The 24,064-nt window shown below is 73.7% G+C and carries 22 protein-coding genes; 4 read left to right on the forward strand and 18 right to left on the reverse strand.

Features of this window, described 5'->3' with window-relative positions; all coding sequences use genetic code 11:
• Nucleotides 1–8: 8 nt before the first annotated feature.
• From I601_RS00645 to I601_RS00710, 14 genes are all read right to left on the reverse strand, one after another.
• Nucleotides 9–1,253, reverse strand: coding sequence for a winged helix-turn-helix domain-containing protein (locus I601_RS00645; protein ID WP_068105143.1), 1,245 nt, complete (start codon nt 1,251–1,253; stop codon nt 9–11).
• Between the two features lie 7 nt (nt 1,254–1,260).
• A complete protein-coding gene (locus I601_RS00650) occupies nt 1,261–1,953 on the reverse strand; it encodes a response regulator transcription factor (RefSeq protein WP_237089513.1) in 693 nt (230 codons plus the stop codon).
• A gap of 104 nt (nt 1,954–2,057) precedes the next feature.
• Complete coding sequence (gene hpf, locus I601_RS00655) at nt 2,058–2,678, reverse strand: ribosome hibernation-promoting factor, HPF/YfiA family (protein WP_068105149.1); 621 nt, start codon at nt 2,676–2,678, stop codon at nt 2,058–2,060.
• A gap of 460 nt (nt 2,679–3,138) precedes the next feature.
• Nucleotides 3,139–3,870, reverse strand: coding sequence for a ComF family protein (locus I601_RS00660; protein ID WP_068105152.1), 732 nt, complete (start codon nt 3,868–3,870; stop codon nt 3,139–3,141).
• A gap of 65 nt (nt 3,871–3,935) precedes the next feature.
• Nucleotides 3,936–5,684: an LpqB family beta-propeller domain-containing protein gene (locus I601_RS00665; protein WP_068105155.1), complete on the reverse strand. Its 1,749-nt coding sequence runs from the start codon at nt 5,682–5,684 to the stop codon at nt 3,936–3,938.
• Nucleotides 5,681–7,222 carry an MtrAB system histidine kinase MtrB gene (gene mtrB / locus I601_RS00670; RefSeq protein WP_237089514.1) on the reverse strand — a complete coding sequence of 514 codons (1,542 nt, stop codon included), beginning with the start codon at nt 7,220–7,222 and terminating at the stop codon, nt 5,681–5,683. Before mtrB ends, I601_RS00665 begins: the two co-directional genes overlap by 4 nt.
• 71 nt (nt 7,223–7,293) lie before the next feature.
• Nucleotides 7,294–8,010, reverse strand: a complete 717-nt coding sequence (gene mtrA / locus I601_RS00675) for an MtrAB system response regulator MtrA (protein ID WP_068105158.1) — start codon at nt 8,008–8,010, stop codon at nt 7,294–7,296.
• Nucleotides 8,011–8,095: 85 nt separating this feature from the next.
• A complete protein-coding gene (gene ahcY / locus I601_RS00680; protein ID WP_068105160.1) occupies nt 8,096–9,541 on the reverse strand; it encodes an adenosylhomocysteinase in 1,446 nt (481 codons plus the stop codon).
• Between the two features lie 105 nt (nt 9,542–9,646).
• A complete protein-coding gene (locus I601_RS00685; protein WP_068105162.1) occupies nt 9,647–10,585 on the reverse strand; it encodes a DUF808 domain-containing protein in 939 nt (312 codons plus the stop codon).
• Between the two features lie 63 nt (nt 10,586–10,648).
• Nucleotides 10,649–11,761: an acyltransferase family protein gene (locus I601_RS00690; protein ID WP_068105165.1), complete on the reverse strand. Its 1,113-nt coding sequence runs from the start codon at nt 11,759–11,761 to the stop codon at nt 10,649–10,651.
• Nucleotides 11,762–11,798: 37 nt separating this feature from the next.
• Nucleotides 11,799–12,827 (reverse strand): SIS domain-containing protein, encoded by a 1,029-nt coding sequence (locus I601_RS00695; protein ID WP_068105167.1) that lies wholly within the window; start codon nt 12,825–12,827, stop codon nt 11,799–11,801.
• Nucleotides 12,824–13,006 carry a Trm112 family protein gene (locus tag I601_RS00700; protein WP_068105171.1) on the reverse strand — a complete coding sequence of 61 codons (183 nt, stop codon included), beginning with the start codon at nt 13,004–13,006 and terminating at the stop codon, nt 12,824–12,826. The genes I601_RS00695 and I601_RS00700 overlap by 4 nt, the downstream gene beginning before the upstream one ends.
• On the reverse strand, nt 13,003–14,379 hold the full coding sequence (locus tag I601_RS00705; RefSeq protein ID WP_068105180.1) for a phosphomannomutase/phosphoglucomutase: 1,377 nt from the start codon (nt 14,377–14,379) through the stop codon (nt 13,003–13,005). Before I601_RS00705 ends, I601_RS00700 begins: the two co-directional genes overlap by 4 nt.
• 10 nt (nt 14,380–14,389) lie before the next feature.
• Complete coding sequence (locus tag I601_RS00710; protein WP_068105182.1) at nt 14,390–14,749, reverse strand: DUF3499 domain-containing protein; 360 nt, start codon at nt 14,747–14,749, stop codon at nt 14,390–14,392.
• A 49-nt stretch (nt 14,750–14,798) separates the two neighbouring features.
• Between I601_RS00710 and I601_RS00715 the strand changes: the two genes are divergently transcribed.
• On the forward strand, nt 14,799–15,239 hold the full coding sequence (locus I601_RS00715; protein WP_068105186.1) for a metallopeptidase family protein: 441 nt from the start codon (nt 14,799–14,801) through the stop codon (nt 15,237–15,239).
• Nucleotide 15,240: 1 nt separating this feature from the next.
• Here I601_RS00715 and I601_RS00720 read toward each other — a convergent pair whose 3' ends face one another.
• The 3 genes from I601_RS00720 to I601_RS00730 form a co-directional block, all read right to left on the reverse strand.
• A complete protein-coding gene (locus I601_RS00720; protein WP_068105189.1) occupies nt 15,241–16,668 on the reverse strand; it encodes a DUF5719 family protein in 1,428 nt (475 codons plus the stop codon).
• Complete coding sequence (locus I601_RS00725) at nt 16,665–19,571, reverse strand: glycosyltransferase family 2 protein (protein ID WP_068105190.1); 2,907 nt, start codon at nt 19,569–19,571, stop codon at nt 16,665–16,667. Before I601_RS00725 ends, I601_RS00720 begins: the two co-directional genes overlap by 4 nt.
• A 114-nt stretch (nt 19,572–19,685) precedes the next feature.
• Entirely contained in the window at nt 19,686–19,940 is a 255-nt protein-coding gene (locus tag I601_RS00730; protein ID WP_068105192.1) for a WhiB family transcriptional regulator, read from the reverse strand.
• Nucleotides 19,941–20,139: 199 nt separating this feature from the next.
• Between I601_RS00730 and cofD the strand changes: the two genes are divergently transcribed.
• From cofD to I601_RS00745, 3 genes are read left to right on the forward strand one after another with little or no spacing between them, the layout of a single operon-like run.
• Complete coding sequence (gene cofD, locus I601_RS00735) at nt 20,140–21,153, forward strand: 2-phospho-L-lactate transferase (RefSeq protein ID WP_068105195.1); 1,014 nt, start codon at nt 20,140–20,142, stop codon at nt 21,151–21,153.
• The gene (gene cofE / locus I601_RS00740) at nt 21,150–22,124 is read left to right on the forward strand and encodes a coenzyme F420-0:L-glutamate ligase (RefSeq protein WP_068105197.1); all 975 of its coding nucleotides are present in this window, start codon (nt 21,150–21,152) and stop codon (nt 22,122–22,124) included. Before cofD ends, cofE begins: the two co-directional genes overlap by 4 nt.
• Nucleotides 22,125–22,177: 53 nt before the next feature.
• Entirely contained in the window at nt 22,178–22,930 is a 753-nt protein-coding gene (locus I601_RS00745; protein ID WP_068105199.1) for a DUF3105 domain-containing protein, read from the forward strand.
• A gap of 3 nt (nt 22,931–22,933) precedes the next feature.
• On the opposite strand, the gene I601_RS00750 is transcribed toward I601_RS00745, so the two are convergent.
• Nucleotides 22,934–24,016 carry a mannose-1-phosphate guanylyltransferase gene (locus tag I601_RS00750; RefSeq protein ID WP_068114083.1) on the reverse strand — a complete coding sequence of 361 codons (1,083 nt, stop codon included), beginning with the start codon at nt 24,014–24,016 and terminating at the stop codon, nt 22,934–22,936.
• Nucleotides 24,017–24,064: the final 48 nt, after the last annotated feature.

A 24,064-nucleotide genomic window follows, 5' to 3' on the forward strand; every position in this document is an offset into this window, starting at 1 on the left:
CCGTCACTCTACCCAGGGCCCTGAAGAGCCCCTAACCGCGGTGCGAGGTCCCCGCACGGCTCGACCCGCAGGTCCTGCAGGCCCAGCCAGCCCGCCAGGCGACGCAGCTCGACGAGCAGCTCCTCAGCGGTGTGCGCGGGCGCGCCCGGCTCGGCGTGGGAGGCCTGGACGACCAGCACCCCGCCGGGGGCCCGCCGGTCGGCCTTGAGGTCGACCCGCGCCACCAGCCGGTCGCCCAGCAGGAAGGGCAGGACGTAGTAGCCGTGCACCCGCTGGGCGGCCGGGGTGTAGATCTCGATGCGGTAGCGGAAGTCGAAGATCCGCTCGGTCCGCTCGCGCTCCCACACCACCGGGTCGAAGGGGCTCAGCAGGGTCCGGGCCCCGACCCGCCGGGGCAGGCGCGCGTCGCGGTGCAGGTACGCCGGGCGCGACCAGCCCTCCACCCGCACCGGCTCCAGCTCCCCGGTCTCGACGAGGGTGGCCACCGCCTCCCGGGCGCTGGCCAGGCCCGGGGCGGGCGCCGCGCGCATCCGGTAGTAGTCGGCCAGGCAGCGCTCCGTGGCCACGCCGTGGGAGCGGGCGGCTCGGCGGACGAGCTCGACGGCCGCCTCCCGCACGTCCGGCACCGCAGCCGCCAGCACCTCCGGCGGGAGGACTCGCTCGGGCAGGTCGTAGCGGATCTCGAACTGGCTGTTGCGCGAGGCGATGGCCAGGTCGCCGACGGTGAAGAGGTAGTCGAGCACCCGGCGCGTGGTGGACCAGTTCCAGCCCCACTGCTCCTTCGAGGCGGCCGGCCCCTCTCCCAGCCGGGCGGCCACCTCGCGAGACGTCGCCGCCCCGAGCTCCTCGACCGCCGCCAGCACCCGCGCCTCGAGGGCGGGCTCCTCGGCCAGGGCGCGCCACTTCCCTCGCCGCGCGCGGTGGTCGGCCATCCGGTGCTGCATCACCGGCCACAGGTCGACGGGCATGAACGCCTGGACGTGCGCCCAGTACTCCACCACCCGGCGCGGCCGACGCTCCGCGGCCCGGTGCAGCAGGTCGGTGTCGTAGGGACCCATCCGCGAGTACAGCGGCATGTAGTGGGCGCGCTGGAGGACGTTGACCGAGTCCACCTGGAGCACGCCGGTGCGCGCCAGCGCCCGGTCGAGGGTGCGCATCGTCGGCGTCGCGTGCGGGGGGTCGCAGAAGCCCTGGGCCGCCAGCGCGATGCGTCGGGCCTGGGGGCGGCTGAGCGTCTGGGTGGACGGGGGCACGGTCAGCTCAGGGGAGATCGAGCAGCTTCTCGCGGACGGCGTACATGACCGCCTCCATGCGCGAGTGCAGCTGCAGCTTCTCCAAGATGTTGCGCACGTGGTTCTTGACGGTGTTCTCGGAGATGAACAGCTGCTTGGCGATCTCGCGGTTGTTCATGCCCTTGGCCACCAGCCTCAGCACCTCCAGCTCACGCTCGGTGAGGCGCAGGCCCGGGCCGCTGACGCGCTCGGGCTTGCTCATCTGCTTGAACTCGTCGATGAGCTTGACCGCCATCGAGGGGCTGATCAGCGACTGGCCGTCGGCGACCACCCGCACCGCCTGCGCCACCTCCTCGATCGAGGAGTCCTTGAGCAGGTAGCCCGAGGCCCCGCTCTTGACCGCCTCGTAGAGGTCGGCCTCCTCGTCGGAGACCGTGAGCATGATGATCTTGGCGGACGGCACCGCCTCCTTGATGGCGCGGCACGCCTCGATGCCGGTGCGCTTGGGCATCCGGATGTCGAGCAGCACCACGTCCGGGGCGACGCTCGCCGCCATCGTGGTGCCCTCGATGCCGTCACCGGCCTCGCCGACGACCTCGATGCCGCCCTCGATGCCCAGCAGCATGGTCAACCCCCGGCGGAAGAGCTCCTGGTCGTCCACGACCATCACCCGGATGGGCTCGGTGCCCGCGCTTGCGGGGCCCGCACTCTCGTCTGCCACGTCGGCATCATGACACGGCAGTGGCCCGTTCGGGTGTCCGTACCACCCGAACGGGCCACGCCGTCCTGGTCCTCCTGGACCTCAACCCGCCTGCAGCGGGCCGTTCACTCCTGGCCGAGGTCGAGCGAGAGCACGCCGTAGTCGTAGCCGCGACGGCGGTAGACCACGGAGGGGCGCTCGCTCTCCTTGTCGACGAAGAGGTAGAAGTCGTGACCCACCAGCTCCATCTCGTACAGCGCCTGGTCCAGCGTCATGGGGCTCGCCGGGTGCGTCTTCTCCCGCACGATCATCGGGCCGTCGCCGTCCATGGCGACCGGGCCGACCTCGCGCTCGGTCTCCGTCTCGCCCTCGGCCCCCAGGTCCGTGACCATCGGGGTGCCGGAGAGCGCCTCTCCCACCGAGACCGGCGTCTTGCGCCCGCGGTGCACGCGGCGGCGGTCCGCGGCCCGCTGCATCTGGCGGGCCATCTTGTCCAGCGCCAGGTCCAGCGCACCCATCTTGTCGTCGGCTGATGCCTCGGCCCGGATGACCGGGCCCTTGGAGAAGGCGGTGAGCTCCACGTGCACGGCCCGGTCGTGCTGACGGGGGTTGGGCTCGCAGTCGACCATCACCTGGACCCTCATGATCCGGTGGTCGTGCTTCTCGAGCTTCGTCAACTTCTCCGAGACATGGGCCCGGAAGCCCTCCTTGATCTCGCAGTGCCTGCCGGTGACCACAATTTCCATGTGAACCTCCTCGTGCGCACCAGGTGCGCGATGGGTTTCTTCAGGCTCCTGGCTCGCCCCCGGTGCGCGCGGAGCGCGCAGGGCGGAGCCAGGCCGACGACCGGGTTGTCACCCGGTGGTGGGAGTGGGATGGAGCCCGTCCGGCCGACCTGGTCTTCGTCCCCACAACCGCCTGCTGAGGCTCTCGCAGCTTCTCTGCCACTACCCGCCTTCTCCCGGCGAGGACCGCATCTGACGGTCCGACCGAGGCAGGACTGACTTCTAAGCCGCACCGTGATCGTCGCCCCCCTCGAGGGGAGGTCGACTTACGTGGACCGTTTCGCCTGCGACTGGCATCGGCTTGTCGCGCGGACGCCCGGGCTGGCCGGAGCGTCCCCACGACGCAACCACGGACCCGGACGGACTCCATGACGAGACGATAGGCGAGGTGCGTCCGCGATGTAAGGGACCCCCCGGACTTTCACCCTGGCGAACGCCTGGCGACGCCGCGGCGCCGGGTCGCCGCCACCGCGGCGAGCGACACCACCGGCACCCCGACCGCCTCCAGGGCGCGCTGCGCCTCGCGCATCGTGGCGCCGGTGGTGACCACGTCGTCGCACACGACGACCCCGACCCGGGGACGGGCCACGGCGAGGCGACGCAGCGCCGGCGAGGGGCAGGTCATGGACCCCGCCAGGTTGGCGGCCCGGGCCCCGGCGTCGAGCCCCGCCTGGTCCTGCACGCCCGGCCGCAGGACCAGCAGCCGCGCGGCGGTGACCGGCTGCCCGGCGCGAGCCAGTCCTGCTGCGGCCGCGCGGGTCATCGACCAGGTCGGGTCGTGGCCCCGCGCACGCAGCGTCGAGGACCGTGACGGCACCGGGACGAGGACCAGTCCCCCGGCAGCGCCGGTCCTCGACGACGTGGGCGCCGGCAGGACCGGCTGCAGCGCCACCTCGAGCATCCGCGCCAACGGACCCCGCAGGGCGTGCAGGCCACGCTCCTTGTGCCCCAGGACCATCGCCCGCAACAGGTCGTCGTACGTCCCGGCGGCCCAGGAGTCGACCAGACCCGCCGGGCACGGGTCGGGCCGCGCTGCGACGGGTGTCACCGGGAGCCGGGCCCGACACGGACCGCACAGCACCCGGCCCGGTGCCGCACAGCCGACGCAGGCGCTGCCGAGCAGCAGGTCGAGTGCGGCGTCACGCAGCAGCATCCGCCGATGACACCACGAGGACCCCCCGTCCTCCAGGCCGTGGGCCGCGCCTGTGGACGAGCGGCTCAGCCGACGTAGCCGACGTAGGTGATGCCCTCGTCGAGCACCTGGGGACCGCGCACGGCCACCGACAGGTCGATGAGACCGCTGCCCGTGACCGCGTAGACGACCTCGGTCGGCTCCGGGGAGCCGGCGAGGGCCACGGCGCCCCCCAGCGTCGTGGTGATGCCCCCGAGACCGGTCGGGGACCCGTCGACGCCGATGGTGCTGACCTTGGCGCTCGTGGGCGTCAGCCGGTGCAGCACCGCGATGGTCGTGGTCGTGCGCCAGGCGATGTCGATGATCCGTCCGGAAGGCTCCTGCAGGGACAGGGGGCGGGCCTGGGTGGCCGCCACGACGCCCCCGCGCGGGTCCTGGCGCAACCGGGCCACGCGCACCTCGTCGAGGCGCGCGCGACGCACCACCGCGATCAGGCGACTGCCGTCGCGGGAGACCAGGAAGCGCTTGACCCGCTGCCCGGAGATGCCCGGGACGTCGAGGACGCGCCCACGCTCACCTCGGACCCACCGCACCACGGCGCCCTGCGGGGTCCGGTCCACCAGCCACAGCCGGCCGCGGTGGTCGTAGGCCGGGGCCGCGAGGTCGGTGGCCCCCTCCAGCACCGTCGTGACGGGCTCGTCGTCGCCGCGCACGGGCGCCGAGAACACCTCGGTCCCGTCCGCGGACACCTCGGCCGCCCGCTCGCCGCGCAGGTCCACCCCGACGCTGCGCGCCCCCAGGTCCGTCGAGCCGAGCGGTCCGACGACGGGGTCCAGCGAGCCGGGGGTGCCCGACACGAGCAGCCCGTCGCGCAGCCCGTAGAGCAAGGAGCTGGACTGGTAGCCGGTCGGGTCGAGCCGTGCCCCGCTCTCGACCGGGATCCGGTCCTCCCCGTCGGCCAGGCGGATGCGCTGCCCGCCGACGCTGAGCGTGAACGCCTCGATGTCGGGGTCCTGGCGCAGGGTCCAGGCCAGCTGCGAGAGCATCTGCGCGTTCTCCGAGGGCGTCAGCGCCATCGGCTCACCGCTGAGCTCGATCGTGGCCGTGCCCTCGTCCGTCACCGGGACCGACAGCTCCAGGCCGAGCCCGTCCGGGATCTGCGAGCGGGCGACGCGGTTGTCGACCGGCCCGTCGAGCAGTCCCGCGATCAGGGTGCTGGCGAGCTTCTCGTCGTCAGCCACGAAGACCGGCTCCGGCACCAGGATCTCGCCACCGGGGTCGAGGAAGTACAGCGCGAGCTGGGCGTAGCGGGCCTCGAACCAGCTCTGCGGGACCACCAGGTCGGTCGGCGGGTTGGTGATGCGCAGCTGACCGTCCTCGGTGGTCAGCGAGAACTGCAGGATCGACTCGTACTCCGACAGGCGCCCCTCGAAGGATCCGCGTCCGTCGATCCGGTCCGCCCCGCTCAGGCGCAGCGAGACCCGGCTGCTCGAGGTGCCCTGCGGCGGCTGCGCCTCGAGGTAGGTGACCATGCCCTCCGGGTTCCAGGCCGCGCGCGCGTCGGCGGTCAGGTACTGCTTGGCGGTGGTGAGCTCGCGCGGCCAGGCCTGCATCGCGTCGAGGAAGCCACGCACCACCTCGGGCGCGCTCTGCCCCTCCTGGGGGGCCCGGGCGTCGATCGCCGGCACGCCACCGCTCTCGGCGCTGACGGCGCTGCTGGAACCGGTCCCCACGACCGGGCCGGAGGCGGGCATGCTCACGCACCCGGCCACCAGCAGGAGCAGCGGCAGGAGCAGCGGCAGGAGGACGCGGACCGTGCGGCGGCGGCGGTTCACACCGGCTCCTCGGCGTCGTCGGGGATGAGGGTGATCGGGCTGCGGCGCAGCGGCTCGCCGACCCGCCGCGGCAGCGTGAGCCGGAACTGCGCCCCCTCGCCGGGCCGCCCCCACGCCTGCAGCCAGCCGCCGTGCAGGTGGGTGTCCTCCAGGGCGATGGCCAGCCCCAGGCCGGTGCCGCCGGAGGTGCGCGCCCGTGCCGGGTCGGCGCGCCAGAACCGGTTGAACACCATCGCCGACTCCCCCGGCGCCAGACCCACCCCGTGGTCGCGCACCGCCACGGCGGCCGAGTGCTGGTCGCCGGCCACGTGCACGACGACCTCGGCTCGCCCGCCCGGCACCTCGGGTGCGGCGTGGTCGATGGCGTTGGTGACGAGGTTGCGCAGGATCCGCTCCACGCGGCGCACGTCGGCCTCCGCCAGGCAGGGGCGGTCCTGCGGCGCCCGCACCAGCAGGTGCACACCACGCTGGGACGCGAGCGGCATCGTGCTGTCGACGATGCGGTGGGCCACGTCGCTGAGGTTGACGTCGTCGAGGTCCAGGACCGCGGCTCCGGCGTCGAAGCGGCTGATCTCGAGCAGGTCGACCAGCAGGGTCTCGAACCGGTCGAGCTCGACCTGGAGCAGCTCGGCGGCACGGGCCGAGACGGGGTCGAAGTCCTCCCGGGCGTCGTGCAGGACGTCGCCCGCCATGCGCACCGTCGTCAGCGGGGTGCGCAGCTCGTGGGACACGTCGGAGACGAACCGGCGCTGGACCCGGCTCAGCTCCTCGAGCTGGCGGATCTGGCGCTGCAGGTTCGTGGCCATCTGGTTGAAGGACGTGGCCAGGCGCGCCAGGTCGTCCTCGCCCTTGACGACGAGCCGTTCACGCAACCGGCCGGCCGCCAGCCGCTCGGCGACCTCACGGGCCAACCGGACCGGCGTCACGACCTGGCGGGTCACCAGCCAGGCCACCCCGGCGACCAGCACCAGCAGCAGCGACCCGGCGGTCAGGAGGGCCCGGCTGACCAGGTCCAGGGTGCGCTCCTCGCCGGAGAGCGGGAAGAGCAGGTACAGCGTGTAGGTGCGCCCGTCGGCCGGCAGGGTGACCTGGGACCCGACCACGACGCCCGGCTCGGCGACCCGGGCGCCGTCGGGGCCCTCGCGGCGGATGCGGGTGTAGGTCCAGGCCGGTTCCGCGACCTCGGAGAAGTGCTCGACGAGGGAGTCGGGCACCGAGGTCCGGTCCAGGCCCGGGGTGTAGGTGGCCCCGCCCTCGCGGAGGACACCGGAGCCGCTCGGCCCGGCCAGCACGACCGCGAAGTCGCGGCCGGCGCCGCGGGCGATGATCGGCTCCACGAGCGCACGCTGCTGCTGCGCGGCGTCCACGTCGTTGAACGGGGTCGACTGCAGCCGGGTGCGGGCGTCCTCGGTCTCGTTGACCGCCTCGGCGACGACCGTGTCGACGCGCTGGTCGAGGAGTCCGTCGCGGGTCTGCTGCAGCAGCAGCCAGCCGACCACGCCCACGACCGTGGCCGAGAGCAGCAGCGTGCTGATCACCACGCGCGCCTGGATGGAGCGACGCCAGAACGTCAACGCCCTGCGCGCCCCCGTCGCCACCGTGACCTCGCTCAGGCGTTCCCGGCCTTGTAGCCGACGCCTCGCACGGTCACCACGACCTCGGGGTTCTCGGGGTCGTGCTCGACCTTGGAGCGCAGCCGCTGCACGTGCACGTTGACCAGACGTGTGTCGGCGGCGTGCCGGTAGCCCCACACCTGCTCGAGCAGCACCTCGCGGGTGAAGACCTGCCAGGGCTTGCGGGCCAGGCACACCAGCAGGTCGAACTCCAGCGGGGTCAGGCTGATCGAGTCCGCGCCGCGGGAGACCTGGTGACCGGCCACGTCGATGCTGAGGTCGCCGATGGTCAGGCTCTCCGCCTGCGACGTCGAGTCGTTGCGTCGCACCCGGGCCCGGATGCGGGCCACGAGCTCCTTGGGCTTGAACGGCTTGACGACGTAGTCGTCGGCGCCGGACTCGAGGCCCACGACGACGTCGACGGTGTCGCCCTTGGCGGTGAGCATCACGATCGGCACGCCCGACTCGGCGCGGATCTCCTTGCACACGTCGATGCCGTCCTTGCCGGGCAGCATCAGGTCGAGCAGCACGACGTCGGGCCGGTAGTCGCGGAAGGCCGCGATGGCCAGGTCACCGCGGGTGACCATCCGGCTGTCGAAGCCCTCCTGGCGCAGCACGATGGTGAGCATCTCGGCGAGGGAGGCGTCGTCGTCGACGACGAGCACGCGCCCCTTGGTGGCGTACTCGCTCTGACTGGCTGCTGCCTCGCTCATGTGTCCCATCCTGCACCCTGGTGCCACGACCGCCCGACAGGCGGTCGTGGCACCAGGGACCGTGGCGCGGTCGGTGTCGTGGTGCTCAGTACCGGTACTGGTCGGACTTGTACGGTCCGGCCACGTCGACGCCGAGGTAGGCGGCCTGGTCGCCGGACAGCTCGGTCAGCTTCACGCCGAGCGCGCCGAGGTGCAGGCGGGCGACCTCCTCGTCGAGGTGCTTGGGCAGCACGTAGACCCCGACGGGGTACTCCTCGGGCTTGGTGAAGATCTCGATCTGCGCGAGCACCTGGTTGGTGAAGGAGTTCGACATCACGAACGACGGGTGGCCCGTGGCGTTGCCGAGGTTCATCAGGCGGCCCTCGGACAGCACGATGATCGAGGACTCCTCGCGCCCCTCGGCGGCCGGGAAGGTCCACACGTCGACCTGCGGCTTGACGTTCTTGCGGTGCACGCCGGGGAACGTCTCGAGGCCGGCCATGTCGATCTCGTTGTCGAAGTGACCGATGTTGCCCAGGATCGCGTTGTGCTTCATCCGGCGCATCTGGTCGACGGAGACGACGTCCTTGTTGCCGGTGGCGGTGATGATGATGTCGGCGACGTCGAGGACGTCGTCGAGCGTCGTCACCTGGTAGCCGTCCATGGCGGCCTGCAGCGCGCAGATCGGGTCGATCTCGGTGATGATGACCCGGGCACCCTGGCCGCGCAGGGAGTCCGCGCTGCCCTTGCCCACGTCGCCGTAGCCGCAGACGACCGCGACCTTGCCGCCGATCAGGACGTCGGTGGCGCGGTTGATGCCGTCGATGAGGCTGTGGCGGCAGCCGTACTTGTTGTCGAACTTCGACTTGGTCACCGAGTCGTTGACGTTGATCGCCGGGAAGAGCAACGAGCCCTCGCGCATCATGTCGTAGAGACGCAGCACACCGGTGGTGGTCTCCTCGGTCACGCCGCGGATCTCGTTGCCGATCTTGGTGAACCGGTCGCTGCTGGCGGCCAGCGAGGCCTGCAGGACCTCGAAGACGACGCGCTGCTCGGTGCTCTTGGCCGTGGCCGGGTCGGGCGCCTGGCCCGACTTCTCCGCCTCGGTGCCCAGGTGCACCAGCATGGTGGCGTCGCCACCGTCGTCGAGGATCATGTTGGCGAACGTGTCGGCGGGCCAGTCGAGGATCTGCTGGGTGCACCACCAGTACTCCTCGAGGCTCTCGCCCTTCCAGGCGAAGACCGGGACGCCCTGGGGGTCCTCGGGGGTGCCCTCGGGACCGACGACGATCGCTGCGGCCGCGTGGTCCTGGGTGGAGAAGATGTTGCACGAGGCCCAGCGGACCTCGGCGCCCAGGGCGACGAGGGTCTCGATGAGCACCGCCGTCTGGATCGTCATGTGCAGCGACCCGGCGATGCGGGCGCCGGCGAGCGGCTTGTCGGCGCCGTAGCGCTCACGCATCGCCATCAGGCCGGGCATCTCGTGCTCGGCCAGCGTGATCTCGGTGCGGCCGTAGTCGGCCAGGGTCAGGTCGGCAACCTTGAAGTCCATCGTCAGTCTCCTCAGACAGGTGGTGCAACGTCTGCGTCGCGCATCTGCGCATCGTCGGGATCTCCCACGCGGACGGATTCCAGCGTAGGTCGCTCCTGCGAGGATTCAGGAATTCGCGGAGGCGGACCGCCGCGGGCGCAGGTGGGCGAGGGCGACGACCACGGCTCCCACCAGCAGGCCCAGCAGCGCCGAGGCGGTGGTGTTGACCAGCCAGGCGGCGACCGCGCCGCCGGCGCCCGTCACGTCCTCCTCGAGGTGGTGCACGAGGTCGTAGAGCGCGTGCCAGCCCAGCTCGTCGACGCCGACGAGCAGGATGTGCCCGCCCACCCACAGCATCGCCGCCGTGCCGATGACGCTGATGACGCTCAGCAGCCGCGGCATCGCGGCCACCATGGCGTGCCCGATCCGCTGGGCGGCGGTGGAGGTGCGCTGAGCGAGGCTCAGCCCGATGTCGTCGACCTTCACGATCAGGGCCACGACGCCGTACACGAGCACCGTGATGCCGACCCCGACGACGGCCAGGATGATCGCCCGCGACAGGAACGGCTCGTCGGCGACCTCGTTGAGGCTGATCACCATGATCTCGGCCGAGAGGATCAGGTCGGTGCGGATCGCCCCGCTCACCATCTTCTTCTCGGTCTCGACCGGGTCGCCGCCCGCCTGCGCGTCGGGCGGCTCGCTGTGGTGGCCGCTGAGCTTCTCCCAGATCTTCTCCGCACCCTCGTAGCAGAGGTAGGTCCCGCCCAGCATCAGGATCGGGGTGAGCAGCCACGGCAGGAACTGCGAGAGCAGCAGTGCTGCCGGCAGGATGATGAGCAGCTTGTTGCGCAGCGAGCCGATCGCGATCTTGCGGATCATCGGCAGCTCGCGCTGGGCGGCGACGCCCTGGACGTACTGCGGGGTGACGGCGGTGTCGTCGACGACGACCCCCGCGGCCTTCATGCTCGCCCGGCCGGCCGCGGCACCCACGTCGTCGACCGAGGCCGCTGCCAGCCTGGCCAGGGCCGCCACGTCGTCGAGCAGCGCGAAGAGGCCGCCACTCATCGCGGGCCCCCCGGGAGGAGGAGCGAGGACGCGGTCATCGGGGTCGTCGGCACGGCGCGAAGCCTACCCACGCGCCGCCGGCGCAGCCACGGGTGCGGCCTGGTCGGTGTCCTGGGCCGCGACGAGGTGCTCGACCTGCTGCGCGTGCTCGTCGACGCGCTGGGAGGCGACGGCGACCTCGGCCGCGTCGCCGACCCTGCGGCCGGCGAACCCCAGGGGGTCGACGACGTGGGTGAGCACCCGCGCCACCGGCGGGCTGGCCAGCAGCAGCGCCAGCCCGACCGCGAGCAGGCTGGTGACCACGAACCCGGCGACGGGGTGGGCATCGGTGACGTCACCCCAGCCGGCGTACCCGGCGCCCTTGATGGCGAAGCCGTGGAAGAGGTAGACGACCAGCGTGGCGCCTCCCATCCGGGCGAACCAGCCCTGGACCCGGGGCACCAGGGCGAGGAAGGCCATGGCGCCGAGGGTGCCGAGGACCAGCAGGCTCGCGCGGGTCAGGAACGCCCGCGAGTCGCTGACGTCGAGCTCGTCGTAGCGCGCCCGGTAGTACAGCCACTCGGTCGCCGCCCACTGGTCGGTCCGGGCGGTGACCCAGAAGATCGCGACGAGCACGAGCACCGAGACCACCCGGACCCAGGTGGCCCGCAGCAGCTCGAGACGCTCCGGCGTCGCCTTGAGCCCCAGCACGAAGAAGGGCAGCAGGCCCAGCACCCGGGCGACGTCGAGGGTGTCGCCGGCGTAGAGGCCCGCGACGAGGCTGATCGCGACCGCCAGCGCCAGGCCGCCCCACAGGTCGCGGAAGACCGGGGTCAGCAGCCGCCAGAAGAAGAGGGCCGACAGGAACCACATCGGCCAGTGCGGGTCGCGCCACAGGTCCTCCAGTTGCTCGCCCCCGACCTGGATCCGGAACATCGCGATCCCGGCCTCGAAGAGCACGTAGGGCACCGCGACGGTACGCACCAGGTTCCACAGCCGGGCCCGGCTGTAGCTGAACGAGCGGGAGAGGTAGCCGGTGACCAGCACGAAGGCCGGCACGTGCCAGGCGTACAGGAAGTCGTAGGCGTGCTCGACCCGCGCGGTGTCGGGCAGCAGCACCCACGAGTGGCCCAGCACCACGAGCGTCACCAGCGCCATCTTGGCGTTGTCGAACCACGGGTCTCTTGGGGAGGCCATCCGGTGGTCCTACCCGCTGCGGGGGTGGGCCCAAACCTCAGTCGTCGACGAGGCCGAGGCTCAGGTACGCCGCCGCGTAGGTGCCGGAGAGCAGGAGCGAGGCGTAGCGGGCGACCTCGTCACCGTGCTCGGAGGTCAGGGTCTCGACGCGCACGCCCCGCTCGGCGGCGGTGGCCTCGAGCAGCTGGCGCTGCTCACGCACCCACGGGTCGTCCACACCGTCGTCGAGGACGACCAGCACCGGTCGTCTCTCTCCCCCGCCGTCGGAGAAGGGGTCGTCGAAGACGTCGCGGGGGCGGGCCGCCTCGAGCACGGGGAGCAGCTGGTCCACCTCGCCCGCGAGGGCGGTCCGGCCGCTGGAGCGGCGGATCGACTCCGCGACCCGGCGGGCCGCACGGGCGGCCAGCACGCTGCCACCCCAGACGAGCGGGTTGGCGTCGGCGAGCGCGATCGCGAGGGTCTTGGCCGGGTTGACCGCGAGGTCGCGGCGCGGGGCGCAGGACAGGGCGACCGCATCGAGCGCGTCGGCCACCGTCCCCGGGGCGGCCCGCGGCCCCAGCCGCACCTGCTCGAGGTAGGAGAGCATCACGACCGCGGTGGCCAGCGGGTCCCGCGTGGTCGTCGGCAGGATCGTGCTCCAGCGCCCCTCGGCGTGCTGGGCGACCATCGAGCCCGGCGGGCAGGCCACCACGACCTGGCAGCCGCGGCGCACGGCCTCGGCCACCGCCGACGCGGTGCTGGTGTCGCCGCCGTCCGGGGCGAGGACTGCGACGAGGTCCAGGCTCCCGGCCCAGCCGGGCAGGGCGTGGCCCGGCCAGGCGACGAACGGCACCGGGCACCAGGGCTCGAGCACCGCTCGCAGCAACCTCGAGTCCGGACCGGCGGCGATCACGGCCCGCGGCCGGGGCAGGTCCTGGGCGCGGAGCACGGCCTCCTCCATCGCGGGCGCGGCGTCGCCGGCCTCGCGGCGCACCCGCGAGCCGGACTCGGCGAGCGTGCGCAGGCGGAGGTCGAAGCGCTCGAGCGCGACCTCGTCGTCGAGCCGGGACTCGTCGAACCAGGTCACGGCCTGCGGGCCTCGTCGACCAGCAGCACCGGGATGCCGTCCCGCACCGGGTAGGCCAGTCCGCAACGGCCGCACACGAGCTCCGGGGCGGCGTCGGCGCCGGCCTCGGCCAGCTCGCCGTGGCAGTCGGGGCACACGATGATGTCGAGCAGGGCCGGGTCGAGGCCCAGGCCGCTCATCGGGTTCCCCGGATCATGCTGAGCACCTCGTCGCGCACGGTCGTCATGGTCTGCTCGTCCTTCCCCTCGGCGTTGAGTCGCAGCAGCGGCTCGGTGTTGGAGCCGCGCACGTTGAAGGCCCAGTCTGCGTGCAGCACGCTGAGCCCGTCGAGGCGGTCGGTGCGTACGCCCTCGCGATCGGCGTAGCGCGTCTCGATGTCGGCGATGACCGCCGCCTGGTCGGCGACCTCGGAGTTGATCTCGCCGCTGAGCGGGTACCGCTCGTACTCCGCGAGCAGCTGCGAGAGCGGGACGTCGGTCTCGGCCAGCGCGGCCAGGGCGTGCAGCGCGGCGAGCATGCCCGAGTCGGCGCGCCAGAAGTCGCGGAAGTAGAAGTGACCGCTGTGCTCCCCGCCGAAGACGGCGTCGGTCTCGGCCATGGTGGCCTTGATGTAGGAGTGGCCCACCCGGGTGCGCACCGGCGTGCCCCCGAGCTCCTCGACGATCTCCGGCACCGCCCGGCTGGTGATCAGGTTGTGGATGACCGCCGCACCGGGGTGCTTGGCCAGCTCCCTGGCCGCGATCAGCGCGGTGAGCGTGGACGGCGAGACGCCCCGGCCGCGCTCGTCGACCAGGAAGCAGCGGTCGGCGTCGCCGTCGAAGGCCAGCCCCACGTCGGCCTTCTCCGCCAGCACCCGCGCCTGCAGGTCGACCAGCGTCGAGGCGTCGATCGGGTTCGCGTCGTGGTTCGGGAAGGTCCCGTCGAGCTCGAAGTACATCGGCACGACCTCGGCGACCTCCTCGCCGAGCCGGCCGAAGACGGCCGGGGCGGTGTGGCCGGCCATCCCGTTGCCGGCGTCGACGACGACCGTGAGCCGTCGACCGACCACGGGGGCGAGGGTGAGCAGGTGCGCGGCGTAGGCCTCGAGGACGTCGTGGTTGCTCACGCTGCCGGTGCGGGCGCCGGTGCGGAAGTCTCCCGAGACGACGAGGTCGCGGATCTCGGCGAGCCCGCTGTCGGCCCCGACGGGCACGGCGTGGGCGCGGCACATCTTGATGCCGTTGTACTGCGCGGGGTTGTGGCTGGCGGTGAACATCACGCCGGCGTGGCCGAGGTACCCGGAGGCGAAGTAGAGCTGGTCGGTCGAGGCCAGCCCGATCATCACCACGTCGGCGCCCGCCTCGGTGGCCCCGTCGGCGAAGGCGCCGGCCAGGCCCGGCGAGCTCGGCCGCATGTCGTGGCCCACCACGACGGTCTCGACGCCCAGCACCTGGACGTAGGCCCGTCCCGTGGCGCGCGCCAGCGTCTCGTCGATCTGGTCGGGGGCGATCCCGCGCACGTCGTAGGCCTTGAAGACCGCGTGGACGTTGTCGGCACTCAGGGTGTCGGCCATGCCTCGAACCCTAGTGGTCGGTGCTGAGCACCCGCAGATGGCCCCGTCGGGTCGTCTCGCGGCCGGTCTCCTCCTCCGGCAGCGAGCGCTGCACGGGAGCCGGTCGGCCGGCCTCGCGCACCGCGTCGGCCAGGGCCAGGAGGTCGTCGTTGGTGGGTCCGGGCGGCGCCGGCTGGGCCAGGCGCAGGACGTCCCACCCCCGTGGGGCCGACAGTCGTTCGCTGTGGGTCTCGCAGAGGTCGTAGGCGTGCGGTTCGGCGTAGGTGGCCAGGGGGCCGAGCACGGCCGTCTGGTCGGCGTAGACGTAGGTCAACGTCATCACCGCAGACCGGCCGCACGCGGTGCGGGAACAGCGGCGGACGGGACTCACGCGGCAGACGGTACCCCGCACCACCGGCCCCGGCGACTAGGCTCGCGGCATGCCCGACCTCCCCTCGGCCCGCGGCCGCAGGCGCGACCGGCGCGGACGTGGCCCCCGGGGGCCCGCCGTCCTCCCCGCGGTGCCGGGCACGGTGGCCGTGCGCACCCGCCGGGAACGGTTCGACGACCTGGTCCTGGGGCTGGTCACCGACCTGGAGGACCGCTGGTCCGACCGGCTCGGCCTGGTCGAGTTCGCGGTCGAGGACACCCCGCTGGTGCCCGACGACTGGACGCCCGACAGCGTGCCGCTGGCCGCGCTGGTGCGTGGCAGCGGCACCCGACCGTCCCGGCTGGTGGTGTTCCGTCGACCGATCGAGCACCGCTGCGAGACGCGGTCGGACCTGCACGCCCTGGTCCTGACCGTGCTGGTCGAGCAGGTCGCCGAGCTGCTGGGCATCGACCCCGCCGACGTGGATCCGCGCTACGACCCCGAGGTCTGACTCAGGGTCGACCGGGGCGCACCGCGGGGACGAGGTCGGTGCGCACCAGCTCGCGCAGCGGCAGCACCGCGGCGCCGCCGTCGGTGTCGACCAGGACCGACCCGACGAGCGAGACGCCCTCGGGACGCACCTCCACGACCTGGGCCCCGTCGGGCAGCTCGACCTGCAGGCCGACCTCGGGGGTGATCTCGACCTTGCGGCGCAGCAGCCGCTTCCCGTCGACCGTCCGGGCCTCGACCCGGACCACGCCGACCGCGTCGGCGTCGGCGAGCAGCAGCTGCTTGGCGCCGGTCGGGGCCAGGAGGAGCGTCGTGGTGCTCACCCGCCCCCCCGGGACCGACTCGACCAGGTCGGCGCCGGTGCGCGCCCGGAAGGTCGCGGTGACGGGTCGGCTGCTGACCACGCGCAGGCCCAGCGCGTCCGAGGCGGCCTCCGACCTCAGGAGGCCTGCGATCGAGAGCCGCTTGACGCTGCCCGGGTCGATCGTGACCTCCTCGACGTCCGAGGGGGCGAAGACCGAGCGCGCCGTGACCAGCTCGAGGCGGACCCGGGCCACGTCCTCGCTGCCGTTGGCGACGACGACCGTGCGCTCCCCGCTGCCGGCGGGCAGGCCCATCAGCACGTTGGTCCCGGCCGGCTCGGCCTGGCCGGGCAGGTACTCCTTCGTGGGGACGCCGCGACCGATCGGCACGAACGCGTCCACGACCACCGCGGCGACCCGGCCCCGGTCGGTGGTCACCTGCAGGGCCAGCTCCTCGCGCTTGGGGATCTCGCTGCCCAGTCGCAGGCGGACGGTGCCGCCGCCGGGCACCGAGACGCCGCGCAGGCCGTCGGCGGCCACCGGACCCGACTGACCGTGCACGAGGACGTCGACCGTCGCCGGACCGGCGTCGGGGTTGGTCAGCTCGAGCACGGAGGTGTGCTCCGCGCCGGCCCCGACCCCGGTGAACCACTGGTCCGAGCTGGTCGCCGCACAGGCGACGGCTCGCAGGCCCGGACCGGACGTGCGCGCGGCCACGAGCCCGGGCGCGAGGTCGTCCACGCCGGTGATCACCTGGACGCCGTCGACACCCGCCTCGACGACGCCGGCCGCGCGGCGGGCGAGCGGGAGGTCCTCGGTGTCACCACCGGTGCCGAGGGTCACGGCGCCCGTGGCGCCGGTCCCGCTGGCCACCAGCAGCCGACCGTCCTGGCTCGCGGAGGGGCACACGACGGTGCTGCGCCCCAGGTCGCTCTCGGCCGGCGCCTGCTCCGACGCGCGTGGCGCGACCTCGAGGTCGGCGAGCAGGACCGCTCCCACGGTCAGGAGCGGCACCAGCACCGCTGCGAGCAGCATCCGGTCGACGCGCCGCCCGGGGGTCGCGGCCGTGCGCCGCCGTGCCGCTCGGCGCTCGTCGGAGGGGTGCTGCTCGGGCGGGTGCTGGCTCATGCGGTCCTCCTGCGCTCACGGGTGGGCGCGCAGAGCACGAGCACGAGGATCAGCCCCAGGCCCTGCACGACGAGCGCCACGACGTGCACCGCCGAGGTGCCACCGCCGAGCGCCTCGGTCGAGAGGTCCTTGCCGACCTGCCAGGCCCGGGTGTCGCGATCGGCGGCGGAGGCCTGCACCAGCCCGCCCGTGGCGTCGAGCCGGGCCGCCACGTCGCCGTCCGCGGGCGCGGGCAGGACGACGTACTCGATGCCGAGCGAGCCGAGCCGGTCGACGGTGGCGGGGGTCGGGGCCGAGACCAGGTCGCGGACGGTGGCGGTGAGGTCGGCGTCCTCACCGCTCAGCGCGAGCACCTCGTCCTCGCCCACGGTGGTGCCGTCACCCCGGCGCACCGTGTACTCCAGCCCCGTCGCCACCTCCCCGCCCAGCACGAGGATGCCGTGCTCAGGTCCGAGCTCGGAGCTCTGGACCATGTAGGCCGGGACCCCCGAGCCGGGGTCGCCGCCGAGGCCGTGGTCGGTGAGCACGCCCCAGCCCAGGCCCACCACCGGCACCAGCGCGGCCACGACCGACAGGACGACCAGCGCCGCGCGCGACAGCGTCGAGCTGCGCGCCGTCCGGTCGCGGGTCTCCCCCGACGCGCGGGCCCCCACTCCGCCGAGCACGACGGCGACGACGAGGGCGCCCACGAGCACGGCGAGCGGCGCACCCACCCCCGGCGCGGCGGTGCCGGTCGGGAGGTCGAGGGTGGTCCACGAGAGCGCCAGCGTCGTCAGGGCGGCGAGCAGTGCGACGCCCCAGGTGAGCAGGACCGGCAGCCGGGTGGTGCGGGGCACCAGCGCGAGGACCGCGAGCGCGACCAGGAGCAGGCCCACCACCGAGGGCGCGCCGGAGGAGTCGAGACGGCCGGCCAGGAGGTCGAGCCCGCCGGGTGCCGCGCTGGGCAGGCGCCCGGGGTCGAGCAGGAGCGCCTCGGCGGCATCGTGGCGCAGCGAGCCGACCCACCACGGGGCGAGCAGGACCAGCGGCACCGCCAGGGCGACCACCGGCGGCAACCAGGTGGAGCGGTCGCGCGCCGCTCCGCGCAGCAGCACGGAGGTGACCAGGACCGTGACCGACCCGATCGCGGCTGCGACCAGCCAGGCCGTCGGGGTGAACGCGACGAGCAGCGTGAGCAGCAGCCCGACCCGCCAGGCGGCCCGCCACCGGCGGTCCGGGGCCGGGTCGACGAAGCCGAGCGCCGCGTGCGCGGCCCACGGCAGGAGCGCGGTCGTCACCACGGGGCCCAGCCGTCCCCCGCCCCAGGCGCCGCTGGTGACCGGGACGAGCGCATAGGTGGCCGCGCCCCACAGCAGGAGCCAGCGGGGCGCGCCACGCACGGCCGCCAGGCGACCGGTCACGCGCAGGAACCGCCAGGCGCCCCACAGCGCCACGGGGACGGCGAGCAGGAGCACGGCGGACACCGCCGCGCCGGGGCCGCCGCCGAGCAGGGTCGCCACCAGGGTGAGCGGGAGCAGGTAGGCGGGAGCGGGGACGGGCGTGCCCTGGCCCAGCGCGTGCCAGGACTCCAGGTGCAGGCCCCACCAGGCGCCGACGCTCTCCGGCACCGGGGCGAGGGCGCCTCCGACGACCTGGCCGAAGGCGTCGCGGGTGGCCAGCACGGCGAGGACCACGACCAGCGCCGCGGTGACCGCGACCGGGTCGCTGAGGAAGCGGGCCACGAACGAGGTGTCGTCGGGGACCTCGTCCTCCTCGGCGACCGCACGACGCGCGCCCGCCGCACCGGAGGCGGCGTACGCCGCGGGGTCACGGGCAGCGGCCGCCGCGCGGCGCCGCTCGGCGACGTCGGAGGCCTGGTCGGTGATCGCGGAGGCCACGTCGCCCACGGCGTCGAGACCGTGCCGGTAGGGCAGCCACGGGGGTGCGAGCAGCCGGCGGACCTCCTGCGGCGGGGCCTGCGTGTGCTGCGCGCGCTCACGACGGGCCCGGCGCAGCTCACCGGTGGACCCCGCCAGCGAGAACAGCGCGGCCAGCTCGTCGAGGGCCTCGCTGACCGAGCGGACCAGCAGGAAGCCGAGGACGCGCAGGAACGTGCCGAGCACCAGTCGCACGACCTGGAGGGGCAGGCTCCGGGGGCGCGCATTGGCGATCAGGGTGAACAGCGCGGCGCGGCGCTGCTGGAAGTGCACGTGGCGACCGGTCAGCGCGGTGCGGCGCAGGCCCCGGGTCGCGGCCTCGGCGTGGAAGACCACTGCCGACGGCACCACCAGCGTGGTGTGGCCGGCGGCGGCGGCGCGCCAGCCGAGGTCGAGGTCGTTGCCGAAGACCGGCAGGTGGTCGTCGAGGCCGCCGAGCGCCTCGAGCACGCGGCGCCGCACCAGCATGCCGGCGGTGTTGACCGCGAGCACGCGGCGTACGTCGTCGTGCTGGCCCTGGTCGTACTCGCCGCGCTCGAGACCGGTCTCGCGGCGACCGGTGCCGGAGATGGTGACGCCGACCTCCAGGAGCCGCCGCAGCGAGGGCCACTCGCGCAGCTTGGGACCCAGGACGTCGGCCTCCGGGTGCTCCTCGGCCGCGGCGAGCAGCGCCTCGAGCGCGCCGGCGTCGGGGGTGGAGTCGTCGTGCAGCAACCAGATCCACTCGGGCGCATCGGGGCCCGCGAGCTCGGCGAGCCCTCGGCGCACGGCCTCGGGGTACCCGGTGGTCGGCGGCGCCGGCACCACGGGGCCGAACGCCTCCTCGAGGAGCTCCACGCTCCCGTCGCGGCTGCCGGTGTCGACGCAGACCACCCGGTCGGGCGCCCGGGTCTGGGCGCGCAACCCCTCGATCACGACGGGCAGCCAGCGCGCACCGTCGTGACTGACCACGAGGGCGACCACGGCCCCCCGACCCGACTCGGACACGATCGGCAACAGTATCGGGACCCGGCCCGCAGCCTCGAACCCGCCTTGCGGAAACGAAGGGACCCCGGTCGCGGACGACCGGGGTTCCCCCTCACCAGGGTGCGCGGGGCACCCTCAGACTGCGCGCTTCTTGAGCTTGCGGCGCTCCCTCTCGGAGAGACCGCCCCAGATGCCGAAGCGCTCGTCGTTCATCAGCGCGGACTCGAGGCACTCGTCGCGCACCTCGCAGGTCAGGCAGACCCTCTTGGCCTCCCTGGTCGAACCACCCTTCTCAGGGAAGAACGCCTCGGGGTCGGTCTGTGCGCACAGGGCGCGATCCTGCCAGCCCGCCTCGGTGGCGTCCGATTCGAGGAGAAACAGCTCTCTCACGGCGTACGCCCTTTCGACCCAGTGGAAATCCCGAAGAACACTGTGGGAATTACATGCCTGTCGTACACCGGAAGTCAAGCGAAAGTCTGGTATTGCCGCCCGGTCCCCGCCCTGGTACCCGGGCCCGGCCGGCTCCCCTCGGACCCCTGGCCCGGCCCGGCCGGCCCGCCTCGGGGACGACTGCGGCACAGTACTCCCCATGCGCGCCCTCACCGTCCTGTCCGGGGGGATCGGCGGTGCCCGGTTCCTGCAAGGTCTCCTGCACGCCCTCGACACCGGCCGACTGCCCGGCGTCGAGCCGGACGCCGTCATCACCGTCGTCACCAACACCGCCGACGACCTGTGGGTCCACGGGCTGAAGGTCTGCCCCGACCTCGACACGGTGATGTACACCCTCGGCGACGGGATCGACCCCGGCCGCGGCTGGGGCCGGCGCGACGAGACCTGGAGCGTGCGCGAGGAGCTCGCGGCGTACGGCGTGGAGCCGACCTGGTTCGGCCTCGGCGACCGAGACGTCGCCACCCACCTGGTGCGCACCCAGATGCTCGAGGCCGGCTACCCGCTCTCCGAGGTGACCACCGCCCTGTGCCGGCGCTGGCTCACCCCGACGTACGGCGAGCGGGTGCGGCTGCTGCCGATGACCGACGACCGTGTCGAGACCCACGTGGCCGTGGCCGACCCCGACGCCCCGAGCGGCAAGCGGGTCGTGCACTTCCAGGAGTACTGGATCCGGCTCGCAGCGGCGGTGCCGGCCGAGACGGTCGTGAGCGTCGGCCTCGACGAGGCCGCTCCGGCCCCGGGGGTGCTCGAGGCCATCAGCGGTGCCGACCTGGTGATCGTGCCGCCGTCGAACCCGGTCGTGTCGGTCGGCACCATCCTGGGCGTGCCCGGGGTGCGTGACGCCCTCGCCGCGACGGCGGCCCCCGTCGTCGGGCTCTCCCCCATCGTCGGCGGCCAGCACGTGCGCGGCATGGCCCAGCAGCTGCTCACCTCGATCGGCGTGGAGGTCAGCGCCGCCGGCGTCGGCCTGCACTACGGCGCCCGCTCGCGCGGCGGGGTCCTCGACGGCTGGCTCGTCGACAGCGTGGACGCCGACGCGGTGCCGGCGCTGGAGGCCGCGGGTCTGCGCGCGGCGGCCGCGCCGCTGATGATGACCTCGGCCGACGCCACCGCGGCGATGGCCGCCGCTGCGCTCGACCTGGTGACCGGGTGACGCTCACCGTCCACGCACCCGACGGCGTCCCGGAGGTCGTCGAGGGGACCGACCTCGCGGCCGTGCTGGTGGGCCTGGTCGACCTGGTCGACGGCGACGTCGTCGTGGTGACCAGCAAGGTCGTCAGCAAGTCCGAGGGCCGCGTCCGCGCCGGTGACCGCGACGGCGCGCTGGCCGCCGAGACCGCGCGAGTGGTGGCCCGCCGCGGCCCCACGACGATCGTGCGCACGCACCACGGCCTGACGATGGCGGCCGCAGGCATCGACGCCTCGAACGTCGCGCTGGGCTCGATCGTGCTGCTCCCGCTCGACCCCGACGCCTCCGCCCGCCGGCTGCGCGAGCGGCTGCACGCGCTGACCGGCCGGGTGGTCGGGGTGGTCGTCACCGACACCGCGGGACGCGCCTGGCGCGAGGGTCAGACCGACATCGCGATCGGCGCCGCCGGGCTCACGGTGGCCGAGAGCTTCGCGGGCCGCGTCGACGCCCACGGCAACGAGCTGGCGGTCACCGCCCCAGCGGTCGCCGACGAGATAGCGGGGGCCGCCGAGCTCGCCCAGGGCAAGCTCGGCGGGCGTCCGTTCGCCGTCCTGCGCGGTCGCGCCGACCTGGTCCTGCCCGCCGACGAACCGGGCCCCGGAGCGACGGCGCTCGTGCGGGCCGAGGGCGGCGACCTCTTCGGGTACGGCGCCCGCGAGGCCGTCGTGCGCGCCCTGCGCGGCGCGGCGCGCGACCAGGCCCCGTTCGGGGCCCCGGTCCCGCCCGAGGAGCTGCTCGCGGCGGTGGCCGCCGCGACCTGCGACCGGGCCACCGGCTCCGTCGAGGAGGGTGTGCTGGTCGTCCGCGCGGCTCCCGACGACGCCGCGCGGGTGAGGCCGCTGCTGGACCCGCTGGCCTTCGCGCACGGTTGGGTCTGCACCCCTGTCGAGCCGGGATCCGCGGTCGTTGCCCGGATGCGACCGTCCACTCCGTAGACTCCCGCAAGCCCCTCCGAGACCATCCCCGAGACACCGAGGACAGCCGAACCGTGGCCAAGCCCGCCAAGTCCGACCGTCAGGCCAAGATCGACGCGATCCGCAAGCAGCAGAAGGGCGCCGACAAGCGCCGCGGCTACACGATCGTCGCCGTGAGCGGCGTGATCGCCGCCGCGCTGATCGCCGTCCCCGTCTACGGGATCGTGAGCGACCGGATGGCCACCAGCAAGTACAGCTCCCTGGACCTCTCGGAGATCGGGGCCGCGGCGGACGTGTGCGGCGAGATCACCACCGAGCCGGCCGCCGACAGCGGCAACCACGTGCCGCAGGAGCAGCAGGTCACCTACGACACCGCTCCCCCGGCCTTCGGACCGCACTGGAACGTCGCAGGTGTCGCCCCGGTGTCGGGTGCCCGCGAGTTCTACACCGCTGACGACCGGCCCGAGCTCGAGGCTCTCGTCCACAACCTCGAGCACGGCTTCACCGTGCTCTGGTACGACGAGACGATCGCCGAGGACGACGACGCCGTGGCCGAGCTGCGCGGCATCGCCGGGAAGTTCTCCGACGACTCCAACCGACGCCTGGCCTTCATCGCCGCGCCGTGGACCTCCGACGACGGCGAGGCCTTCCCGGAGGGCCAGCACGTCGCGATGACGCACTGGTCCGCGGGCGGCGCCGGCGAGACCGACACCGCGAAGCAGGTCGGCGCCTTCCAGTACTGCTCCGAGGCCAGCGGGGCGGCCCTGCAGGACTTCATGGACCAGTACCCGCAGCAGGACAGCCCCGAGCCCAACACGCTGCTCTGACCCTCAGGTCAGGTCGCCACGACCGGACTCCTTCAGGGCCGCGACCACGGCCTTGACGTCCTGGGCTCGCGCCCGGGTGGTGACCAGCAGCGCGTCGGGGGTGTCCACCACCACGACGTCGTCGAGGCCGACGACCGCGATGGTGCGTCCCCCGGCCACCACCAGACCGCTGGCGTCGACCACGCGCACGTCGGCGTCGCCGAGCACCGTGACGGACTCCCCCTCGCGGGCCAGGAGACCGGCCAGGGAGTCGAAGTCGCCGACGTCCTCCCAGTCGAACGAGGCCGGGACCACGGCCACCCGACCTGCGGTCGCCGCGGGCTCGGCGACGGCGTGGTCGACCGCGATCCGCGGCAGCTGCGGCCAGACCTCGTCGAGGCGGGACCCGTCGGCGGCCAGCTCGCGCAGGGCCGCGGCGAACGCGGGGTCGGTCTCGGCCAGCAGGTCGAGCAGGACCCCGGGGCGGGCCACGAACATGCCGGCGTTCCAGCGGTAACCGCCCGCGGCCAGGTAGCCCTCGGCGACCTCCACCGAAGGCTTCTCGACGAACTCCGCGACCCGCCAGGCGCCGGCGTGGTCCTCGAGCCGGTCCCCCGAGCGGATGTAGCCGAAGGCCGACGAGGCGAAGGTCGGCTCCACCCCGAGCGTCACCAGCCAACCGTCCCGGGCGACCTCGACCGCGGTGCGCACGGCGGCGGTGAAGCCCTCGTCGTCGAGGATCACGTGGTCGGCGGCGAACGAGCCCATCACCGCGTCCGGGTCGGCGCGCTCGACCAGCGCGGCGGCCAGTCCGATCGCGGCCATCGAGTCGCGGGCCGAGGGCTCGGCGAGGATCGCCTCGGGCGGCAGCTGGTCCAGCTGGCGCGCGACCGCCTCCTGGTGGGCGGCCCCGGTGACGACCACCATCCGCCCGGGTGCGAGCGGCGCCAACCGGTCGTAGGTCTCCTGGATCAGGGTGCGCCCGCTGCCGCGCAGGTCGTGCAGGAACTTGGGCGCCGAGGCCCGGCTCAGCGGCCACAGGCGGGTGCCGGCACCGCCGGCGGGCACGACGGCCCAGAAGGAGTCGATGGGCGCGGGGCTCGTCATGGTCGACACCCTAGGGACCCGCCCGGGCCCCGTGCACCCGAGGTCCTA

This window comes from Nocardioides dokdonensis FR1436 (assembly GCF_001653335.1).
Classification (GTDB): domain Bacteria; phylum Actinomycetota; class Actinomycetes; order Propionibacteriales; family Nocardioidaceae; genus Nocardioides; species Nocardioides dokdonensis.

Coding starts and splice junctions, on each gene's coding strand:
- hpf (WP_068105149.1), bottom strand. CDS start 2,678: ATGGAAATTGTGGTCACCGGCAGGCACTGCGAGATCAAGGAGGGCTTC.
- I601_RS00660 (WP_068105152.1), bottom strand. CDS start 3,870: ATGCTGCTGCGTGACGCCGCACTCGACCTGCTGCTCGGCAGCGCCTGC.
- mtrA (WP_068105158.1), bottom strand. CDS start 8,010: ATGAGCGAGGCAGCAGCCAGTCAGAGCGAGTACGCCACCAAGGGGCGC.
- ahcY (WP_068105160.1), bottom strand. CDS start 9,541: ATGGACTTCAAGGTTGCCGACCTGACCCTGGCCGACTACGGCCGCACC.
- I601_RS00685 (WP_068105162.1), bottom strand. CDS start 10,585: ATGAGTGGCGGCCTCTTCGCGCTGCTCGACGACGTGGCGGCCCTGGCC.
- I601_RS00690 (WP_068105165.1), bottom strand. CDS start 11,761: ATGGCCTCCCCAAGAGACCCGTGGTTCGACAACGCCAAGATGGCGCTG.
- I601_RS00700 (WP_068105171.1), bottom strand. CDS start 13,006: ATGAGCGGCCTGGGCCTCGACCCGGCCCTGCTCGACATCATCGTGTGC.
- I601_RS00705 (WP_068105180.1), bottom strand. CDS start 14,379: ATGGCCGACACCCTGAGTGCCGACAACGTCCACGCGGTCTTCAAGGCC.
- I601_RS00715 (WP_068105186.1), top strand. CDS start 14,799: ATGCCCGACCTCCCCTCGGCCCGCGGCCGCAGGCGCGACCGGCGCGGA.
- I601_RS00720 (WP_068105189.1), bottom strand. CDS start 16,668: ATGAGCCAGCACCCGCCCGAGCAGCACCCCTCCGACGAGCGCCGAGCG.
- cofD (WP_068105195.1), top strand. CDS start 20,140: ATGCGCGCCCTCACCGTCCTGTCCGGGGGGATCGGCGGTGCCCGGTTC.
- I601_RS00750 (WP_068114083.1), bottom strand. CDS start 24,016: ATGACGAGCCCCGCGCCCATCGACTCCTTCTGGGCCGTCGTGCCCGCC.